The sequence below is a fragment of the Microtetraspora sp. AC03309 genome, assembly GCF_020826795.1.
Taxonomy (GTDB): Bacteria; Actinomycetota; Actinomycetes; order Streptosporangiales; family Streptosporangiaceae; genus Microtetraspora; species Microtetraspora glauca.
Genome location: NZ_JADDIL010000039.1, coordinates 70,191 through 83,988, shown reverse-complemented (window position 1 = coordinate 83,988; position 13,798 = coordinate 70,191). Strand labels below are relative to the sequence as shown.

The window sequence follows — 13,798 nt, the reverse complement described above, 5'->3', positions numbered from 1 at the left end:
AGCACAGCCCAAGACCAACTTTGCCGCCAGCTCACCGATCAGAAGCTGGACGAGTTACCCGGCCAAGGTTGCGTGACGGGCCACTAGATACGCGCCCTAGTGCCCCGCGGTCCACGTCGTACGCGCGAGTTCTGGCGCGCGGTACAGGGGTCAGGAGAGCGCGGCGCCGGCGTCGTGGGCCGCGCGTGCGGCGAGCACGTCGGGCAGGTGCGCGCTGGTCCACGTGGAGGCGGCGGCCAGGGGGTCGAACAGCGTGCGGCCGAGGGAGGTGAGCGCGTACTCCACGCGGGGCGGGTTCTCGGCGTACGCGGTGCGGGAGACCAGGCCGTCACGCTCCATCGAGCGCAGTGACGCGGCCAGCGTCTTCGGCGTGATGCGGCGCAGCGGCACCAGGAGCTCCGAGAAGCGCCGGGGGCCGTCGGCGAGACAAATGATGATCTTCACGGTCCATTTGCCGCCGATCTGGATCGGCGGCCTGCCAGGGGCGCATCCCGCGAACATGTCGGGATCCAGGGGCCGGGTCACCGGTCCATCGTAGGCACATATCGTTGCGGAAACCGGCACCCCCCGATCTACCGTCTGCGCAGCGGCCGGCGACCTCATCGCCGGCCCCTGCCGAACGGAGCATCCATGATGAACATCGATGTGATCGTCGTCGGAGCCGGGCCGACCGGGCTCATGCTCGCCGCCGAGCTGGGTCTCGCCGGAGTGCGCGCCGTGGTCGTCGAACGGCTGACGCGGCGCAGCGGGCAGTCCAAGGCTCTCGGCATCCAGCCCCGCTCCGCGGAGGCGCTCGAACTGCGAGGCCTCCTGGAGCCCCTCATGGACCGGGCGATCCAGCGGTTGGCCGGCGGGCACTTCGCCGGGCTTCGGCTGGACTACACCGCCTGGGACACCCGGCACCCGTACTCGATCGGCATCCCCCAAGGGCGCGTCGAGGCGCTGCTCGAGGAACGGCTCGGCGAGTTGGGCGTGCAGGTCCTGCGCGGGCACGAGGTGACTGCGCTGTCGCAGGATGCCGACGGGGTCGAGGCGACTCTGCTCGGGCCCGGGGGCGAGTCACGGCTCACGGCCCGTTTCCTGGTGGGCTGCGACGGCGGGCGCAGCACCGTACGCGAGCTGCTGGGCATCGGCTTTCCTGGCCTGGACGGGAAGCTGTCCTCGGTGGTCGCCGACATCACGATCTCCGACCCGGACGGCGCCGTGCCGGAGACCTGGACCCTGCCCGTCATGACGCCGAACAAGACCGGCAAGGGCTACATCGCTCCCATCGGTGACGGCGTCCACCGGTTCCTGTTCTACGGGGCCGAGCAGCAGGGGCTCTCCCGCGACACCCCGATCACCGAGGAGGAGGTGCAGCGGGCCCTGCACAACGAGTTCGGTCCGGGGGTTCAGCTCACGGGCATCCGATGGGCCTCCCGGTTCACCGACGCCTCGCGGCAGATCGAGCGGTACCGCCACGGGCGGATCCTGCTCGCCGGAGACGCCGCGCACATCCACTCGCCCGCGGGCGGGCAGGGGCTCAACCTCGGCCTGCAGGACGCGTTCAACCTGGGGTGGAAGCTCGCCGCGGAGATCGGCGGGTGGGCACACGAGCGGCTGCTCGACACCTACCACGCCGAACGGCATCCGGTCGCCGCGCGCGTCCTCGCCAACACCCGCGCCCAGGCCGTCCTGCTCGTCCACGACGAGGAGAACCTGGCCCTGCGCGACATCGTCGAGGAACTCGTGCGGGTGCCGGAGGCCAACCGGATCGTCGCCGGGATGATCTCAGGGCTGGACATCCGCTACGACCTGCCCGGCCGTCCCCACCCGCTGCTGGGGCGCCACTTCCCCGATCTCGACCTGGTGACGCCGTCCGGGCCCGACCGTGTGGCGCGGCTGCTGCGCGACGGCCGCGGCCTGCTCCTTACCACCGCCGACGAGGCCGCGTTCGCCGAGGCCGCCGAGCCGTGGTCGGCCCGGATCGGCCGGGTGCACGTGAAGGGCGAGTTCGGTGCGGACGCGGTGCTGGTACGGCCCGACGGTTATGTCTGCTGGGCCGGTTCCGCCGCCGACGTCTCCGGTCTCGCCGACGCCCTGGCGCTGTGGGCGGGCGCGCCCGCGCTGTAGACGCCCGCCGCGATTCCGGTGCCCGGCCGCGTCCGCCGGCCCTCGCCGTCAATCGGATGGATCCCGACAGCGAGGTCCTGTGATGCCAGATCACGAGGCGGGGGAGCGGCGAGTCCCGCCTGCCGGCCGCAGGAGGCGCAAAACGGCTGGTCCGGCACGTCGGCGGGGTGCCAGACTCACCCGATGCGAGCGACTATCGAGGACATGGCCCACCGCCTGGTCGAGGTGCCGGGGGTGACGGGGGTGATGCTCGGCGGCAGCCGGGCGCGTGGAGAGCACCGGCCGGAATCGGATTGGGATCTCGGCGTCTACTACCGGGGCGACATCGATCTGGGCGCGTTGCGGGCACTGGCCGGACCGGAGGTCGAGGTGGCCGGGCCGGGCGGCTGGGGACCGTGGGTGAACGGCGGCGCGTGGCTGAGGGTCGATGGCGTGGCGGTGGACTGGATCCTGCGGGATCTGGACCGGGTGGAGCAGGTCTGGGCGGACTGTCGCGACGGCCGATATGAGGTGGGCGTCCAGGCAGGTCATCCGCTCGGGTTCTGGTCGCCCTGTTACGTGGGCGAGGTGGCCCTCGGCCAGGTTCTGGCCGATCCGTCCGGCGAGCTGGATCGCCTGCGGCGCCGGGCCGCGACCTATCCCGAGCCGCTGCGGGAGGCGCTGGTGGCGGGGGCCTGGGAGGCGACGTTCCTGGTCGGCATCGCGGCCAAGGGCGCGGCGCGCGCGGACACGCTCTATGTCTCGTTGTGCCTGTCGCGGGCCTTCGGCGTACTGGTGCAGGCGCTTTTCGCGGCGAACCGGCGATGGTGCCTCAACGAGAAGGGCGCGCTGGCCGTCGCGGAGGCGCTGCCCGGCGCTCCGGAAGGCTTCGGCCGGCGCGCTCGCGGCCTGCTGGGAGCACTCGGCGGTACGGCGGAGTCGCTGGCGGCGGCGGTGGCCGGGGCGCGGGCCCTGGTCGACGAAACCCGCGCCGCACTCCCCGCGACGTACCGCCGGCCAGGATGAAGGATCGGCGACCGGATCGGATCACTGACCGTCACGGACGCTGACGGTGCGTTTCCGTGTGGGCGGGGAAATGTCCGCGCGACCCGGGCGCGGTTCTGTCTTTCACGCAGAGAAGGTCAGGTCAGGCCATTGATTATGATCCTTTACTAGTGATCTACAAGTTGCTCGCCATTGCTTGCAAGTCCGTCCCAAGCGTCCCAGGAAATCGTGATCGAGCAGGCCGAACGGGGTGTTTTCGGCTATCTCGATATCAGAGGGGACGAGATGGCAGAGGTTTCCAGCGGTGAGATCGGGACGCCGCCCGCGCCCTCCTCGGGGGAGAGCGGACCGGACCGCGACGCCGTCGACCGGGTGGTGGTTCTCGGTCCGGAGACGGCGGACGGGGACCTGGTGGACGAGTTCACCGGCCGGGGCTGGCAGGTGTGGGTGGCCGGGATCTCGAGCGATGATCTTAGCACCTGCATAGAGGAGATCACGGACTTCCTGGCGGCGCCGGAGAGCCCGGACCGTGCCGTGCTGCTCGGCCGCGGTGCGGCCGGTGCGGCGGCGGCGGAGGTCGCGGACCGCCATCCGGAGCGGGTGATCGCGGTGGTCGTCGCCGGTGAACCGCGCGGTGACGACCCGGCGCCCGGAGACGACGTCGCGGATCCGCCCTGCCCGGTACTGCTTCTCTCCACCGCGGACCCACGGGAGGTGGTCTCCGCGACCGATGCCCTTCTGGCCGGGCCGGACCGGCGGACGGGCGCCCCGGCGCCGCCTCCGGCGCGGCTCCAGGCGCTCACCCCCATGCGCCTCAACGACCCCGACGCGGTCGGGCAGTTGCGGGAGATGGGGTCGGTCCACCGGATCAACGCGGCGAGCGTGGCGGCGTCGTGGCTCGTGACCGGACATGAGGCGACCACCACGCTCCTCGCCGACCCTCGGCTGGTCGGGGAGGTGGAGATCACGGCGGGCTTCCGGCTCCAGTCGGACGATCCCGCTCTCGCGCACCGGGGTGAACTGGACCTGATCACGATCAGCCGGCGGGAGCACGCCCGTCTGCGCCGGCTGGTCGAGCGGCACCTCACGCCCGTACGGGTGGAGGCGCTGCGCCCACGCATCCAGCGCGAGGTCGACGCGCTGCTGGACACGGTTCCCTCCCACGAGGTGATCGACCTCCTGCACGCGTTCGCCTACCCCGTTCCTGTCGTCGTCCTGTGCGAGCTGTTCGGTGTGCCGGAGAAGGACCGTGGCTACCTGTACGAGTGGATCGTGGAACGGCTGGCCTCCCCGCCGCCCAAGGCGCACGGCGACATCGACGACTACCTGCGCGCCCTGATCGCGGCCAGGAGGGATCGTCCCTCGGACGACCTGCTCGGCTGGATCGTCGAAGCCGAGGGGGACCGGCTGTCCGAGGAGGACCTCGTCTCCGCCGCGAGGTTCCTGATGGTGAACGGGCACCGAGCACCCACCACCATGCTGGCGAGCAGTGTCGCGGCCCTGCTGCGGCGGCGCGACCGGTGGGAGCGGCTCGTGGCCGATCCCGCGCTGGTCCCCACCGCGGTCGAGGAACTGCTCCGGATCATCACTCCCTTCCCCGTCAGCATCGCCCGCCACGTGGCGGCTCCGATCGAGACCGGAGGCGAACGGCTCCCGGAGGGGGACCTCCTCGTCGCGTCGCTCGTCGCCGCCAACCGGGACCCGTCGTTCTTCACCGACCCGGACATGCTCGATATCGGGCGGAAGGACAACCCGCACCTGGCCTTCGGTCACGGACACCACCACTGCCTGGGGGCGGAACTGGCCAGGGCCCAACTGCAGATCGCGCTCGGCACGCTCGTACGGCGCTTCCCGGACATGGAGCTCGCCCGCGACTCCGGGAGTCTGCACTACCGCCAGAGCAGCGTGCGCTACCTCCTCGGGTTGCCGGTCGTCCTCGAACCGGACCGTCTCCGGTCGTCCCCGGCCGGTGCGTGACGCCGGGAAACACCACCGCGCCCGCACGATCCCCTTCACGCCCTCAGCATCCAGGAGTCCGAGCAGATGAAAGAGACACTTCCCCAGCTGGTGGCCTACTGCCAGGCCGATCGGCTGTTCTTCGAGCCGGTGTGGCGCATACCGGACGACGACAACCGGTTCCCCACGGCGCGCCGGCCTCTCCCGAGCGGGTGGCGGATCGGCGAGAGCGAGCTGTGGGTCGTGATGCTCCCGCCCGACGTCACGCTTCCGGAACAGGGCTGGAAGATCCACGTCTCGTCGACCGACGCCGACGCCGGCACCGTCTGCGATCTCGTGGTGGACTTCTGCGTCAGCCGGAACATCGCCGTGAAGTTCCTCAGGAGCAAGATGGCGGTGCGGCTGCTCAACAACAAGTACGCCGACCGGGGAAGCAGCGGCAAGCTGCTCACGCTGTACCCGGTCGACGAGGAGCAGCTGAGCGAGGTACTGCCGGCGCTGGCCGACCTCCTGCGCGACTTCACCGGCCCCTACATCCTCAGCGACCTCCGGTACGAGAAGTCGCCGGTCTACGTGCGGTACGGCGGGTTCCAGCCGATCACCTACACGAAGTCGGACGGCAGCCTGGGGTACGCGATCCGGACGCCCGACGGGCGGCTGGTGCCGGACCAGCGGACCCCCGCCTTCACCGTGCCGGAATGGGTCACCATCCCCGAGGTGCTGCGGGCCTCGGTCGAGAAGCGCGACGCGGGTGAGGAGGGGGAGTTCCCCTACCAGATCGAGAGGGCGCTGCACTTCTCCAACGGCGGCGGGGTCTACCTCGCCCGGGACGGGGCGTCCGGCGGATACGTCGTGCTGCTCGAAGCCAGGCCGCACGCGGGACTGGACGCGGGCGGCACCGACGCGGTCGCCCGGCTGGCGCACGAGCGCGACATGCTGGAGCGGCTGAGCGGCCTCGACTGTGTGCCCCGCCTGCTCGACCACCGGGTGATCTGGGAGCACCACTTCCTGGTCGAGGAGTACATCGAGGGCAAGACCCTGCTGGACGAGGTGTTCGAGCGCTATCCGCTGACCAGCCCCGCCCCGAGCGCCGAGTCGCTGGCCGCGTACACCGAGTGGGCGACCGACGTCCTGGCCAAGATCGACCACGCGCTCATGTCCGTCCACGCGAGAGGGGTGCGCCTGGCCGACCTGCACCCCGAGAACATCATCGTCCGCCCGGACGGGCGCGTCGTACTGATCGACTTCGAGATCTCGTCGGACCTGACGGACACCCGGCCCCCGGGTCTCGCCGCGGCGGGGTTCGCCGCTCCGCACGAACTTTCCGGCCGTGACGCCGACAACTACGTCCTCAACTGCCTGCGGCAGTGGATGTTCCTCCCGATCAGCCCGCTGCAGGAGCGGGACCCGGTCAAGCTCGCCAGCCTCACCGACGTCATCACCGAGCACTTCCCGTTGCCGCCGGGGTTCGGAAAGCGCCTGGTCCGGCAGTTCGACAAGGTCAGGGGGCCACTCGGCGAGGACGTGCCCGCCCGGATGTTCACCGGCGAGGAGTTCGACTGGCCGGCCGTGCGCGACTCGATCGTGGCGGGGATCAACGCGAGCGCGACACCCGACCGCGGGGACCGGCTCTTCCCGGGCGACCCTCAGCAGTTCGTGACCGGCGGGTTCACGGTCGCCAACGGCGCGGCGGGAGTGCTCTGGGCGCTGCGGCAGGCCGGCGCCGAGGTGCCGCCCGAGTACGTGGACTGGCTCGTCGAGGCCACCCGCCGGGCCGCCGACCCGCGCCCCGGCCTCCTGAACGGTCTGCACGGCGTGGCGGCGACGCTGGAGTCGCTCGGGCGCCGGGACGACGCCCTCGACGTGCTCGACCGGGCCAGGAAGCTCCACGACGGCCTCGAAGTGCCCGGAGTGCACGGCGGACTGGCCGGAGTGGGCGTCAACCTCCTGCACTTCTTCGGGATCACCGGAGACGAGGAACTGCGCACCGAAGCCCTGGACATCGGCGAGAGGCTGGCCGCGGAACTCGGCGACAGCGGATCGGCGATGTTCCCCCTGGAGGGAAGGGTCGGCCTGCAGCACGGACTGACCGGGGTCGCCTCCTACTTCCTCGCACTGCACGACGGCACCGGGGAGGAGCGTTATCTCGACCTGGCCAAGCTGGCGCTGCAGCGCGAGATCGCCCGAGGTCAGGTGCTGCCGGACGGCGGCTTCTGCCTGCTGGAGAGCAACCGCTACCTGGCCTATCTCGGCGGCGGCAGCGGCGGTTTGGCACTGGTCCTTTCCCAGTACCTCAGCCGGCGTGCCGAGCCGGGTTTCGCGGACGTCATCGAGGGTGTCCGTCGTGCCTGCCGGGCGGTGTTCACCCGGCACCCGGCCCTGCTCATGGGGCGGGCGGGCACCATCGCGACCCTCCATCTCCTGGGTCTGCCGGAGGACCGGTCCGTGATCCACGAGCACGTACGCCGGCTCTCCTGGCACGCCCTCTCCTACCAGGGCCACCTGGCCTTCCCGGGCAACCAGCTCATGCGGCTGTCCATGGACCTGGAGACGGGTTCCGCCGGGGTTCTCGTCGCCCTCGGCGTCGCGTTCGGCCAGAGCGCGTCGATCATCCCGGCTCTCGACCTGCGGACCCCGCGGGCGAGCTGACAGACCTCGACCCGCGGATCCCCGCGGGCGAGCGGAAAGATCTCGACTCGCGGGTCCCCGCGGGCGAGCCAACAGAAGGGAAGTACCGAAATGGCCATGGCCCAGATTCTCCAGCTCCAGACGCTGAACACCGCCGAGAGCAAGGCGCACCCCTGCTCCAGCATGGTCACGTCGTACAACGGCACCGCCTGCTACATCTGCATCTGACGACGCACCGCCGGGGACCGGTGACGGTCCCCGGCACCAGCCGGCCCTGGCCGGCGTGCCCACACGCCGGCCAGGGCCGTACCGCAGAGGAGGACCGGAGTCCCCGCGATCCCCCCGGCCCCAGACATGCTTGCGAGGAATCCATGGACACGCAGCGCGACGAGTTCGACGCCCCGGCGGTGGTGGCAGCCGAGCCTCGCGTCTCCGGACCGGACCGGCCCACCGCGGGCGGTGCGGGACTCCAGGAAGCGGCCGACCCGGCGCCCACCTGGCGGGTGCTGCTGCGCTACATGCGTCCGTCCTGGCGTCAGCTGGCTCTCGGCGGGCTGCTGAACCTGGCCGCCGGGGCGGTCGGGCTGGCACTCCCGCTCGCGGCCAAAGGACTGCTCGACGACCTCGGCGCCGACCGGCCCCTGACCGGAGCGCTGGCACTGATGGGCGTCCTCGTCGTGGTGACCGCCGGGGTCGGGCCGCTGGGGGAGTACGTGCTGCGCCGTACCGGCGAGACGATCGTGCTCACCGCCCGCCGCCGCCTGGTTTCTCACCTGCTGCGGTTGCGGATGTCCGCCGTCGACCAGACCGAACCCGGCGACCTGATGTCCCGGGTCACCTCCGACACCACCCTGCTCCGCCAGGTCACCACCGACTCGCTCGTCGGCGTGGTCACCGGAAGCCTCACCGTACTGGCGACCGTGGCGATGATGGCCGTGCTCGACCCGGTGCTGCTGGCGGTCGCGCTCGGCGTGCTGGTCCTGGCCGGTACGGTCGTCCGCGTGGCCATGCCGCGCCTCAGCCGGGCGAGCAAGGACGTCCAGAAGGCGGTGGGGCTGATGAGCTCGGTCCTGGAGCGGACGCTCGGAGCGCTGCGCACCGTGAAGGCGTCCGGCGCCGAGCACCGTGAGGAAGCGGCCGTCCACCAGGCCGCCGAGGATTCGTGGCGGGCCAGCGTGCGCGCCGCCAAGTGGATGGCGCTCGCGGGGCACACCGCCGAACTCGCCCTCCAGGTCGCCTTCTTCACCGTCCTCGCCGTGGGCGGTGCCCGGGTGACCTCCGGGGTGATCGGCGTGGGAACGCTGATCGCGTTCCTGATGTACCTGTACTACCTGGTGCCGCCTCTCCAGCAACTCGTCGGCGCGGCCGGCCAGTACCAGATCGGGGCCGCGGCGGTCGCCCGGATCCAGGAGGCCGAGCGGCTCCCTGCCGAACCCGCGGCACCGCCCGCGACGCTGCCCGCGCCGGGAACCACGCCCGCCGGGCTGGAGTTCCGCGACGTGCACTTCCGCTACACGGCCGAGCTTCCGCTCGTGCACCGCGGGGTGACCTTCACCGTTCCGCCGCGGGGCATGACCGCCTTCGTCGGACCCTCCGGTGCGGGCAAGACCACCCTCTTCTCGCTCATCGAGCGGTTCTACGACCCGACCTCGGGGAGCATCCTCCTCGACGGCCGGGATCTCGGCACCTGGGACATCCCGCGGTTGCGGTCGGCGATCGGGTATGTCGAGCAGGACGCCCCCGTCCTGTCGGGCTCCCTCCGCGACAATCTCGTGCTCGGCGCCCCCGACACCACCGACGGCGACCTGCGGCGCGTCCTGCGCATCGCCCGTCTCGACGACCTGGTGGGGCGGCTGCCCCAGGGTGTGGACACCCTGGTCGGCCACCGCGGCACCAAGCTCTCCGGAGGCGAGCGCCAGCGCGTGGCCATCGCCCGTGCGCTCCTGCGCCGCCCCCGTCTGCTGCTGCTGGACGAGGCCACCTCGCAACTCGACGCCGTCAACGAGGCGGCACTGCGGGACACCGTGGCCGAGGCCGCGCGGACGACGACGGTGCTGGTCGTGGCGCACCGGCTGTCCACGGTCGCGCTCGCCGACCGGATCGTGGTCATAGACGGGGGCACGGTCCAGGCCATCGGCACCCACGCCGAGTTGGTCGCCTCGGACCCGCTCTACGCCGAACTCGCCGCCACCCAGTTCCTCGCCGTCACTTCCTGACGGACCGGGGGCGTCCCCGCGCCAGGAGAGCGCGGCCCGCGGTGCGCCGGGGAGACCGCCGAGAGTTCTCCCGTACCCAGGGCCGGTCCGGCCCGTCCCGCGTGAGGAGCGCAGCCATGGAAATACCCGACCGTCCGCTCGAGATCATCTGGGATGTCACCTACGCCTGCCCGCTCCGGTGCTCCCACTGCTACTCGGAGTCCGGGCGCCGTCCGACCCGCCAGCTGGACCACCAGGAGATGCTCCGTGTCACCGACGCCATCATCGCGATGGAACCGTACGGCGTCTCCATCGCCGGCGGGGAGCCCCTTCTGGTGCGTGGCATCGTCGAGGTCGCCGAGCGGATGACCGCCGCCGGGACGAGGGTCGCGCTCTTCACGAGCGGCTGGTCACTGCGCCCCGAAATGATCGATGACATCGCGCGGGCCTTCTCCAGCGTGAGCGTGAGTCTCGACGGCGCCACGCCGGAGGTGCATGACCGGATCCGCGGCCGGCGCGGATCGTTCGACCGGGCGGTCCGGGCGTTGGAACTCCTGGACGAGGCGGCCCGGGAGCGGCGACTGGACGGGAGGGAACGCCTCTCCTTCGGGATCGACTGCGTCGTGGTCCGCAGCAACCTCCACCAGGTCGAGGACTTCTGTACCGCCATCGCACCCAGGTTCCCCGAGCTGGGGTCCATCTCGTTCGGGGCGGTGGTGCCGGAGGGGCTCGCCAGCCGTGCCGGATTCGCGGAGCACGAACTGCTCTCCGACGATCAGGTCGCGCTGCTGGGAAGCGGTGAGTACGGCGCGCGCCTGCGCTCCCTGGCCCCGCCGTCCGTGCAGGTGAGCGCGACGGACAACCTGGCGCTGCAGATGCACCCCGACCGTATCCGCAACGGGAGCTTCTTCCCCGTGCTGCAGATCGAGCCGGACGGAGCCGTGCGGGCGATGGCGGCCTACGAGGGGACGGTCGGCAACGTGCTGATGGACTCCCCGGCGGAGCTGTGGCGGCGTGCCGTCGAACGCTGGCACGATCCGTTCGTGGCCGGCACGCTGGCGCCCGTGCGGACGATGCGGGAGTGGGCGGAGGCCACCCGGAAGATCGACTACCACTTCGGGTCCGAGGCCGACCGCGCGCGTATCGATCGCCGACCGGAGTTCGACCCCGCCGGTCCCGACGCCCGGCCCGCCCGGTGACGTCGGCGACCGGCGCGCCCGGCCGGGCGGCTCGGTTTCCCACAGGACCGGCATCTCCCGGCGGCGGTTCCTGACGGGCGTCTCCACGGTCGCCACCAGCGACCATGATTCACTTGTGACCGCTTCCGGCCGTATCCCGGCTGGACCCCTGGTCCGGCGCACCGCCTAACGGCATCCTCCGTCCGGCCAGTCCGGATGCCTCGTCCGCAGCCCCTCGGCCCGCATCCGTTCCCGGTTCTCTGCCGCGAGGACGCGGACCTGCCCGGCAGAGGGGGCCTCCTCGGGTGGGAGGGGCACCAGGCCCTCCCGCTCGACATCGGCGCGGTGCACGCGTTCGTCGGAGTAGCAGTCGTGGGTGGCGTAGAGACGGAGCAGCGCGCTCCCCTCGACGTGGTAGGTCTGGACGCCCTGCTCGTACTCCAGCGACCAGTCCGTCGCCTCGAAGCTCCTCTCCAGCCTCCCCTCGGGGTCCAGCCGGTAGTAGGTGCGCTCCTCGGTCAGGGACTCGCCTTCGGAACCGCGGAGGTCCGGGCCGGCGGGGCGCAGGGGGAACGCCGGCCCTTCGACCAGGGTTCCACCGTCGGGCATGCGCCAGGACCGTGGTCTCCACTCATCGCTCATGGCCACGATGCTCGCACAGACGCGTGCACGTCCTCCTACCACTTGATCATCTCCGGAGGCCGGACCGCTCGCCGCGGATGTCCAGGCGCCACTCCTCGCGATGATTCTCCTGGTAGCGGACCTCGCGCAGGCCGACGCGGCGCAGGATGTCGGCCATGGCGTGCAGGTCGGTGACCTCGGTCTCGATCTCGGTGGTGCCGCCGGTCATCTGGCGGCGTGCGCGGCCCCCGCGAGGACGGCGCCGTACTGCAGCGCCACGAGGTGCTCGATCGGGATGGTCTGGCTGGGAGTGCCGGCCTCGGCGTCGGCGCACCACTCGTCGTACGTCTCGGACAGGGCGCTCAGGTGCCGCCGGATGGAGGGCGTGCCGTTCCCGATCGCGACCTCGCCTTCGAGCGCCCGCAGCAGCATGCCGCCGAAGCGCAGCCGGTAGCTGTGCACGAGGCCCCGGCGCGACGACAACTCGGCGGTGGTCGCCTGACGGGCGTTCTCGGGGGCGCCGGCCCGCTGCTCTCCCGCCGTCGCCATCTCGGCGAGCAGGGGGATGAAGTGCCGGCTCGCGCGCAGGAAGGGCGACCCGCTCACCACGTCGCCGGCCACGCCGTTCAGCGCCTCGTCGAGCACGACGTGCGCGGAGCGGAGGTCGGCGGCCTGCGCCCGGACGAGGTCGGCGTAGACGTGGGCCGTCGGCGTGGTGTCGCCCGCCGTCGGGTCGATCCAGTACGGCATTTCGGCGATCATGCAGAGCGTGCCGTACCGCGCCGCGTGGGAGTCGCTCGCGGCCCCCGTGATGAGGGGAGTCGGGTCCTGGCCGAGCGCCTCCGTGTAGTCGTAGACATCCTCCATCCGGGGGCTGAGGAAGACGGCCTCTCCGATCCGGGTGATCGCCGGGTGCTCGGGCTCGCCCGCGTGCAGGGGCAACCCGTAGCGGCCGGGGAGCGCGGTCAGCACGGCCTGCAGCGCGGGCTCCGGCCGTGAGAGGTAGTAGAAGACGCCGCCCAGTTCGCTGTTGTGCAGGGTGGTCATGAAGGCCGGCCGGGTCGTGTCGATCAGCCGCATCAGCGCGAGCGTCTCGGGCATGACCCGGTCGAAGTACGCCCGCTTGTAGGAGAACGGGAAGGTCCACTCGACCTGTTCGGCGCCCGCGGGCCGGTAGAAGTGCCTGCCGTAGTGCGCCTTCGTGTACGGCCCGGCGAACCAGCCCTCGTTGAGCCGGGTGCCGTCGGGGTCGAGGCAGCCCACGATGTGCCATGTGTACGACCCGCGCAGGTCCGGGTCCGCGCACAGGCGGCCGGCCAGATGGACGACGGTCAGGCCGCCGATGGGCTCGTTGGGGTGCGGTCCGGCCGCGACGATCGCGTGGTTCCGGCCCTCGCCCACGGTGAGGCAGAGCATCGGCTCGCCGAGCCGAGAGGTGCCCATGCGGCGGAGCGTGGCGGTCCCGGGATGGGCGGCCGCCAGAGCGGTGAGGCTCTCGTGGACCTCGTCGACGGTGGCGAAGCGGTCGTAACGGGGAACGGTGTCGAGTTCGCCTGAAAGCGTGGGATCCAGCACCCGCACAGTCTGCCGGACCGGCCCTGCCGGGCATCGTGGCCGGGACGGTCGTGATCATCGACGCGGATCGGGGCGCCGTCGAGGGAGACGGTCTCGTGGCGTGCGTCGACATCCAGATCGGCGTACCGCCGGCCGGGAACCTGCCCGTCCGACCGCGCAGGTCGGAGGTTCCAGCGCGGGAGGCGCGAATGGCATGCTGGGAGGCCCGGCCTGGCGATCCTAAGGAGATCAGGGATGACCCATCCCCTCGGCGCACAACCCGCACTCCGGCGGACCCCTCTGAGCGCGGAGGAGAAGGTCCGGGCCGAGGCGAACTTCTCCTCCGTCGTCGCCCAGCAGCTCGTCGCCAACGGACGGTTCAGGGTGAGCGCCGACACGCCGGAGATGGTGGAGTTGTTCCAGGCGGTCGCCCGCCGGGTGGGTGAGACGCTCCAGCGGCCTGTGGTCAGCTATGCCAACGGCAGGTACATCGTGATCGCCTTCGGCCAGGAGGAGACCCCCGGCCTCGCCGGCCGAGGCGCCCTCTCGGCACAGGAGTGACCGCCAGGC

At 71.5% G+C, this 13,798-nt stretch carries 11 protein-coding genes; 7 read left to right on the top strand and 4 right to left on the bottom strand.

The genetic code is table 11. The features are described 5' to 3' along the window. Window positions 1–150 precede the first annotated feature (150 nt). Entirely contained in the window at window positions 151–525 is a 375-nt protein-coding gene (locus IMZ11_RS23265; protein WP_228644468.1) for a helix-turn-helix domain-containing protein, read from the bottom strand. Window positions 526–630: 105 nt separating this feature from the next. Between IMZ11_RS23265 and IMZ11_RS23260 the strand changes: the two genes are divergently transcribed. The 6 genes from IMZ11_RS23260 to IMZ11_RS23235 all read left to right on the top strand — a co-directional run bounded on the left by IMZ11_RS23260 (window position 631) and on the right by IMZ11_RS23235 (window position 11,074). Next, window positions 631–2,112: an FAD-dependent monooxygenase gene (locus IMZ11_RS23260; RefSeq protein ID WP_305075896.1), complete on the top strand. Its 1,482-nt coding sequence runs from the start codon at window positions 631–633 to the stop codon at window positions 2,110–2,112. Between the two features lie 183 nt (window positions 2,113–2,295). Then, window positions 2,296–3,117 carry a DUF4037 domain-containing protein gene (locus IMZ11_RS23255; RefSeq protein WP_228644467.1) on the top strand — a complete coding sequence of 274 codons (822 nt, stop codon included), beginning with the start codon at window positions 2,296–2,298 and terminating at the stop codon, window positions 3,115–3,117. A gap of 264 nt (window positions 3,118–3,381) precedes the next feature. Continuing rightward, window positions 3,382–5,073, top strand: coding sequence for a cytochrome P450 (locus tag IMZ11_RS23250; RefSeq protein WP_228644466.1), 1,692 nt, complete (start codon window positions 3,382–3,384; stop codon window positions 5,071–5,073). A gap of 66 nt (window positions 5,074–5,139) precedes the next feature. Continuing rightward, the gene (lanKC, locus tag IMZ11_RS23245; RefSeq protein WP_228644465.1) at window positions 5,140–7,701 is read left to right on the top strand and encodes a class III lanthionine synthetase LanKC; all 2,562 of its coding nucleotides are present in this window, start codon (window positions 5,140–5,142) and stop codon (window positions 7,699–7,701) included. A gap of 350 nt (window positions 7,702–8,051) precedes the next feature. Beyond that, window positions 8,052–9,896 (top strand): ABC transporter ATP-binding protein, encoded by a 1,845-nt coding sequence (locus IMZ11_RS23240; RefSeq protein ID WP_228644464.1) that lies wholly within the window; start codon window positions 8,052–8,054, stop codon window positions 9,894–9,896. 116 nt (window positions 9,897–10,012) lie between these two features. Continuing rightward, window positions 10,013–11,074 carry a radical SAM protein gene (locus tag IMZ11_RS23235; RefSeq protein WP_228644463.1) on the top strand — a complete coding sequence of 354 codons (1,062 nt, stop codon included), beginning with the start codon at window positions 10,013–10,015 and terminating at the stop codon, window positions 11,072–11,074. A gap of 165 nt (window positions 11,075–11,239) precedes the next feature. Here IMZ11_RS23235 and IMZ11_RS23230 read toward each other — a convergent pair whose 3' ends face one another. Genes IMZ11_RS23230 through IMZ11_RS23220 form a run of 3 tightly spaced genes read right to left on the bottom strand, consistent with a single transcriptional unit; the run spans window position 11,240 to window position 13,249 of the window. After that, on the bottom strand, window positions 11,240–11,695 hold the full coding sequence (locus IMZ11_RS23230; protein ID WP_228644462.1) for a hypothetical protein: 456 nt from the start codon (window positions 11,693–11,695) through the stop codon (window positions 11,240–11,242). Between the two features lie 46 nt (window positions 11,696–11,741). After that, complete coding sequence (locus IMZ11_RS23225; RefSeq protein ID WP_228644461.1) at window positions 11,742–11,903, bottom strand: hypothetical protein; 162 nt, start codon at window positions 11,901–11,903, stop codon at window positions 11,742–11,744. After that, a complete protein-coding gene (locus tag IMZ11_RS23220; protein WP_228644460.1) occupies window positions 11,900–13,249 on the bottom strand; it encodes a M14 family zinc carboxypeptidase in 1,350 nt (449 codons plus the stop codon). The genes IMZ11_RS23225 and IMZ11_RS23220 overlap by 4 nt, the downstream gene beginning before the upstream one ends. A gap of 234 nt (window positions 13,250–13,483) precedes the next feature. Between IMZ11_RS23220 and IMZ11_RS23215 the strand changes: the two genes are divergently transcribed. Next, window positions 13,484–13,789, top strand: coding sequence for a hypothetical protein (locus IMZ11_RS23215; RefSeq protein WP_228644459.1), 306 nt, complete (start codon window positions 13,484–13,486; stop codon window positions 13,787–13,789). The last annotated feature ends 9 nt before the right edge of the window (window positions 13,790–13,798 follow it).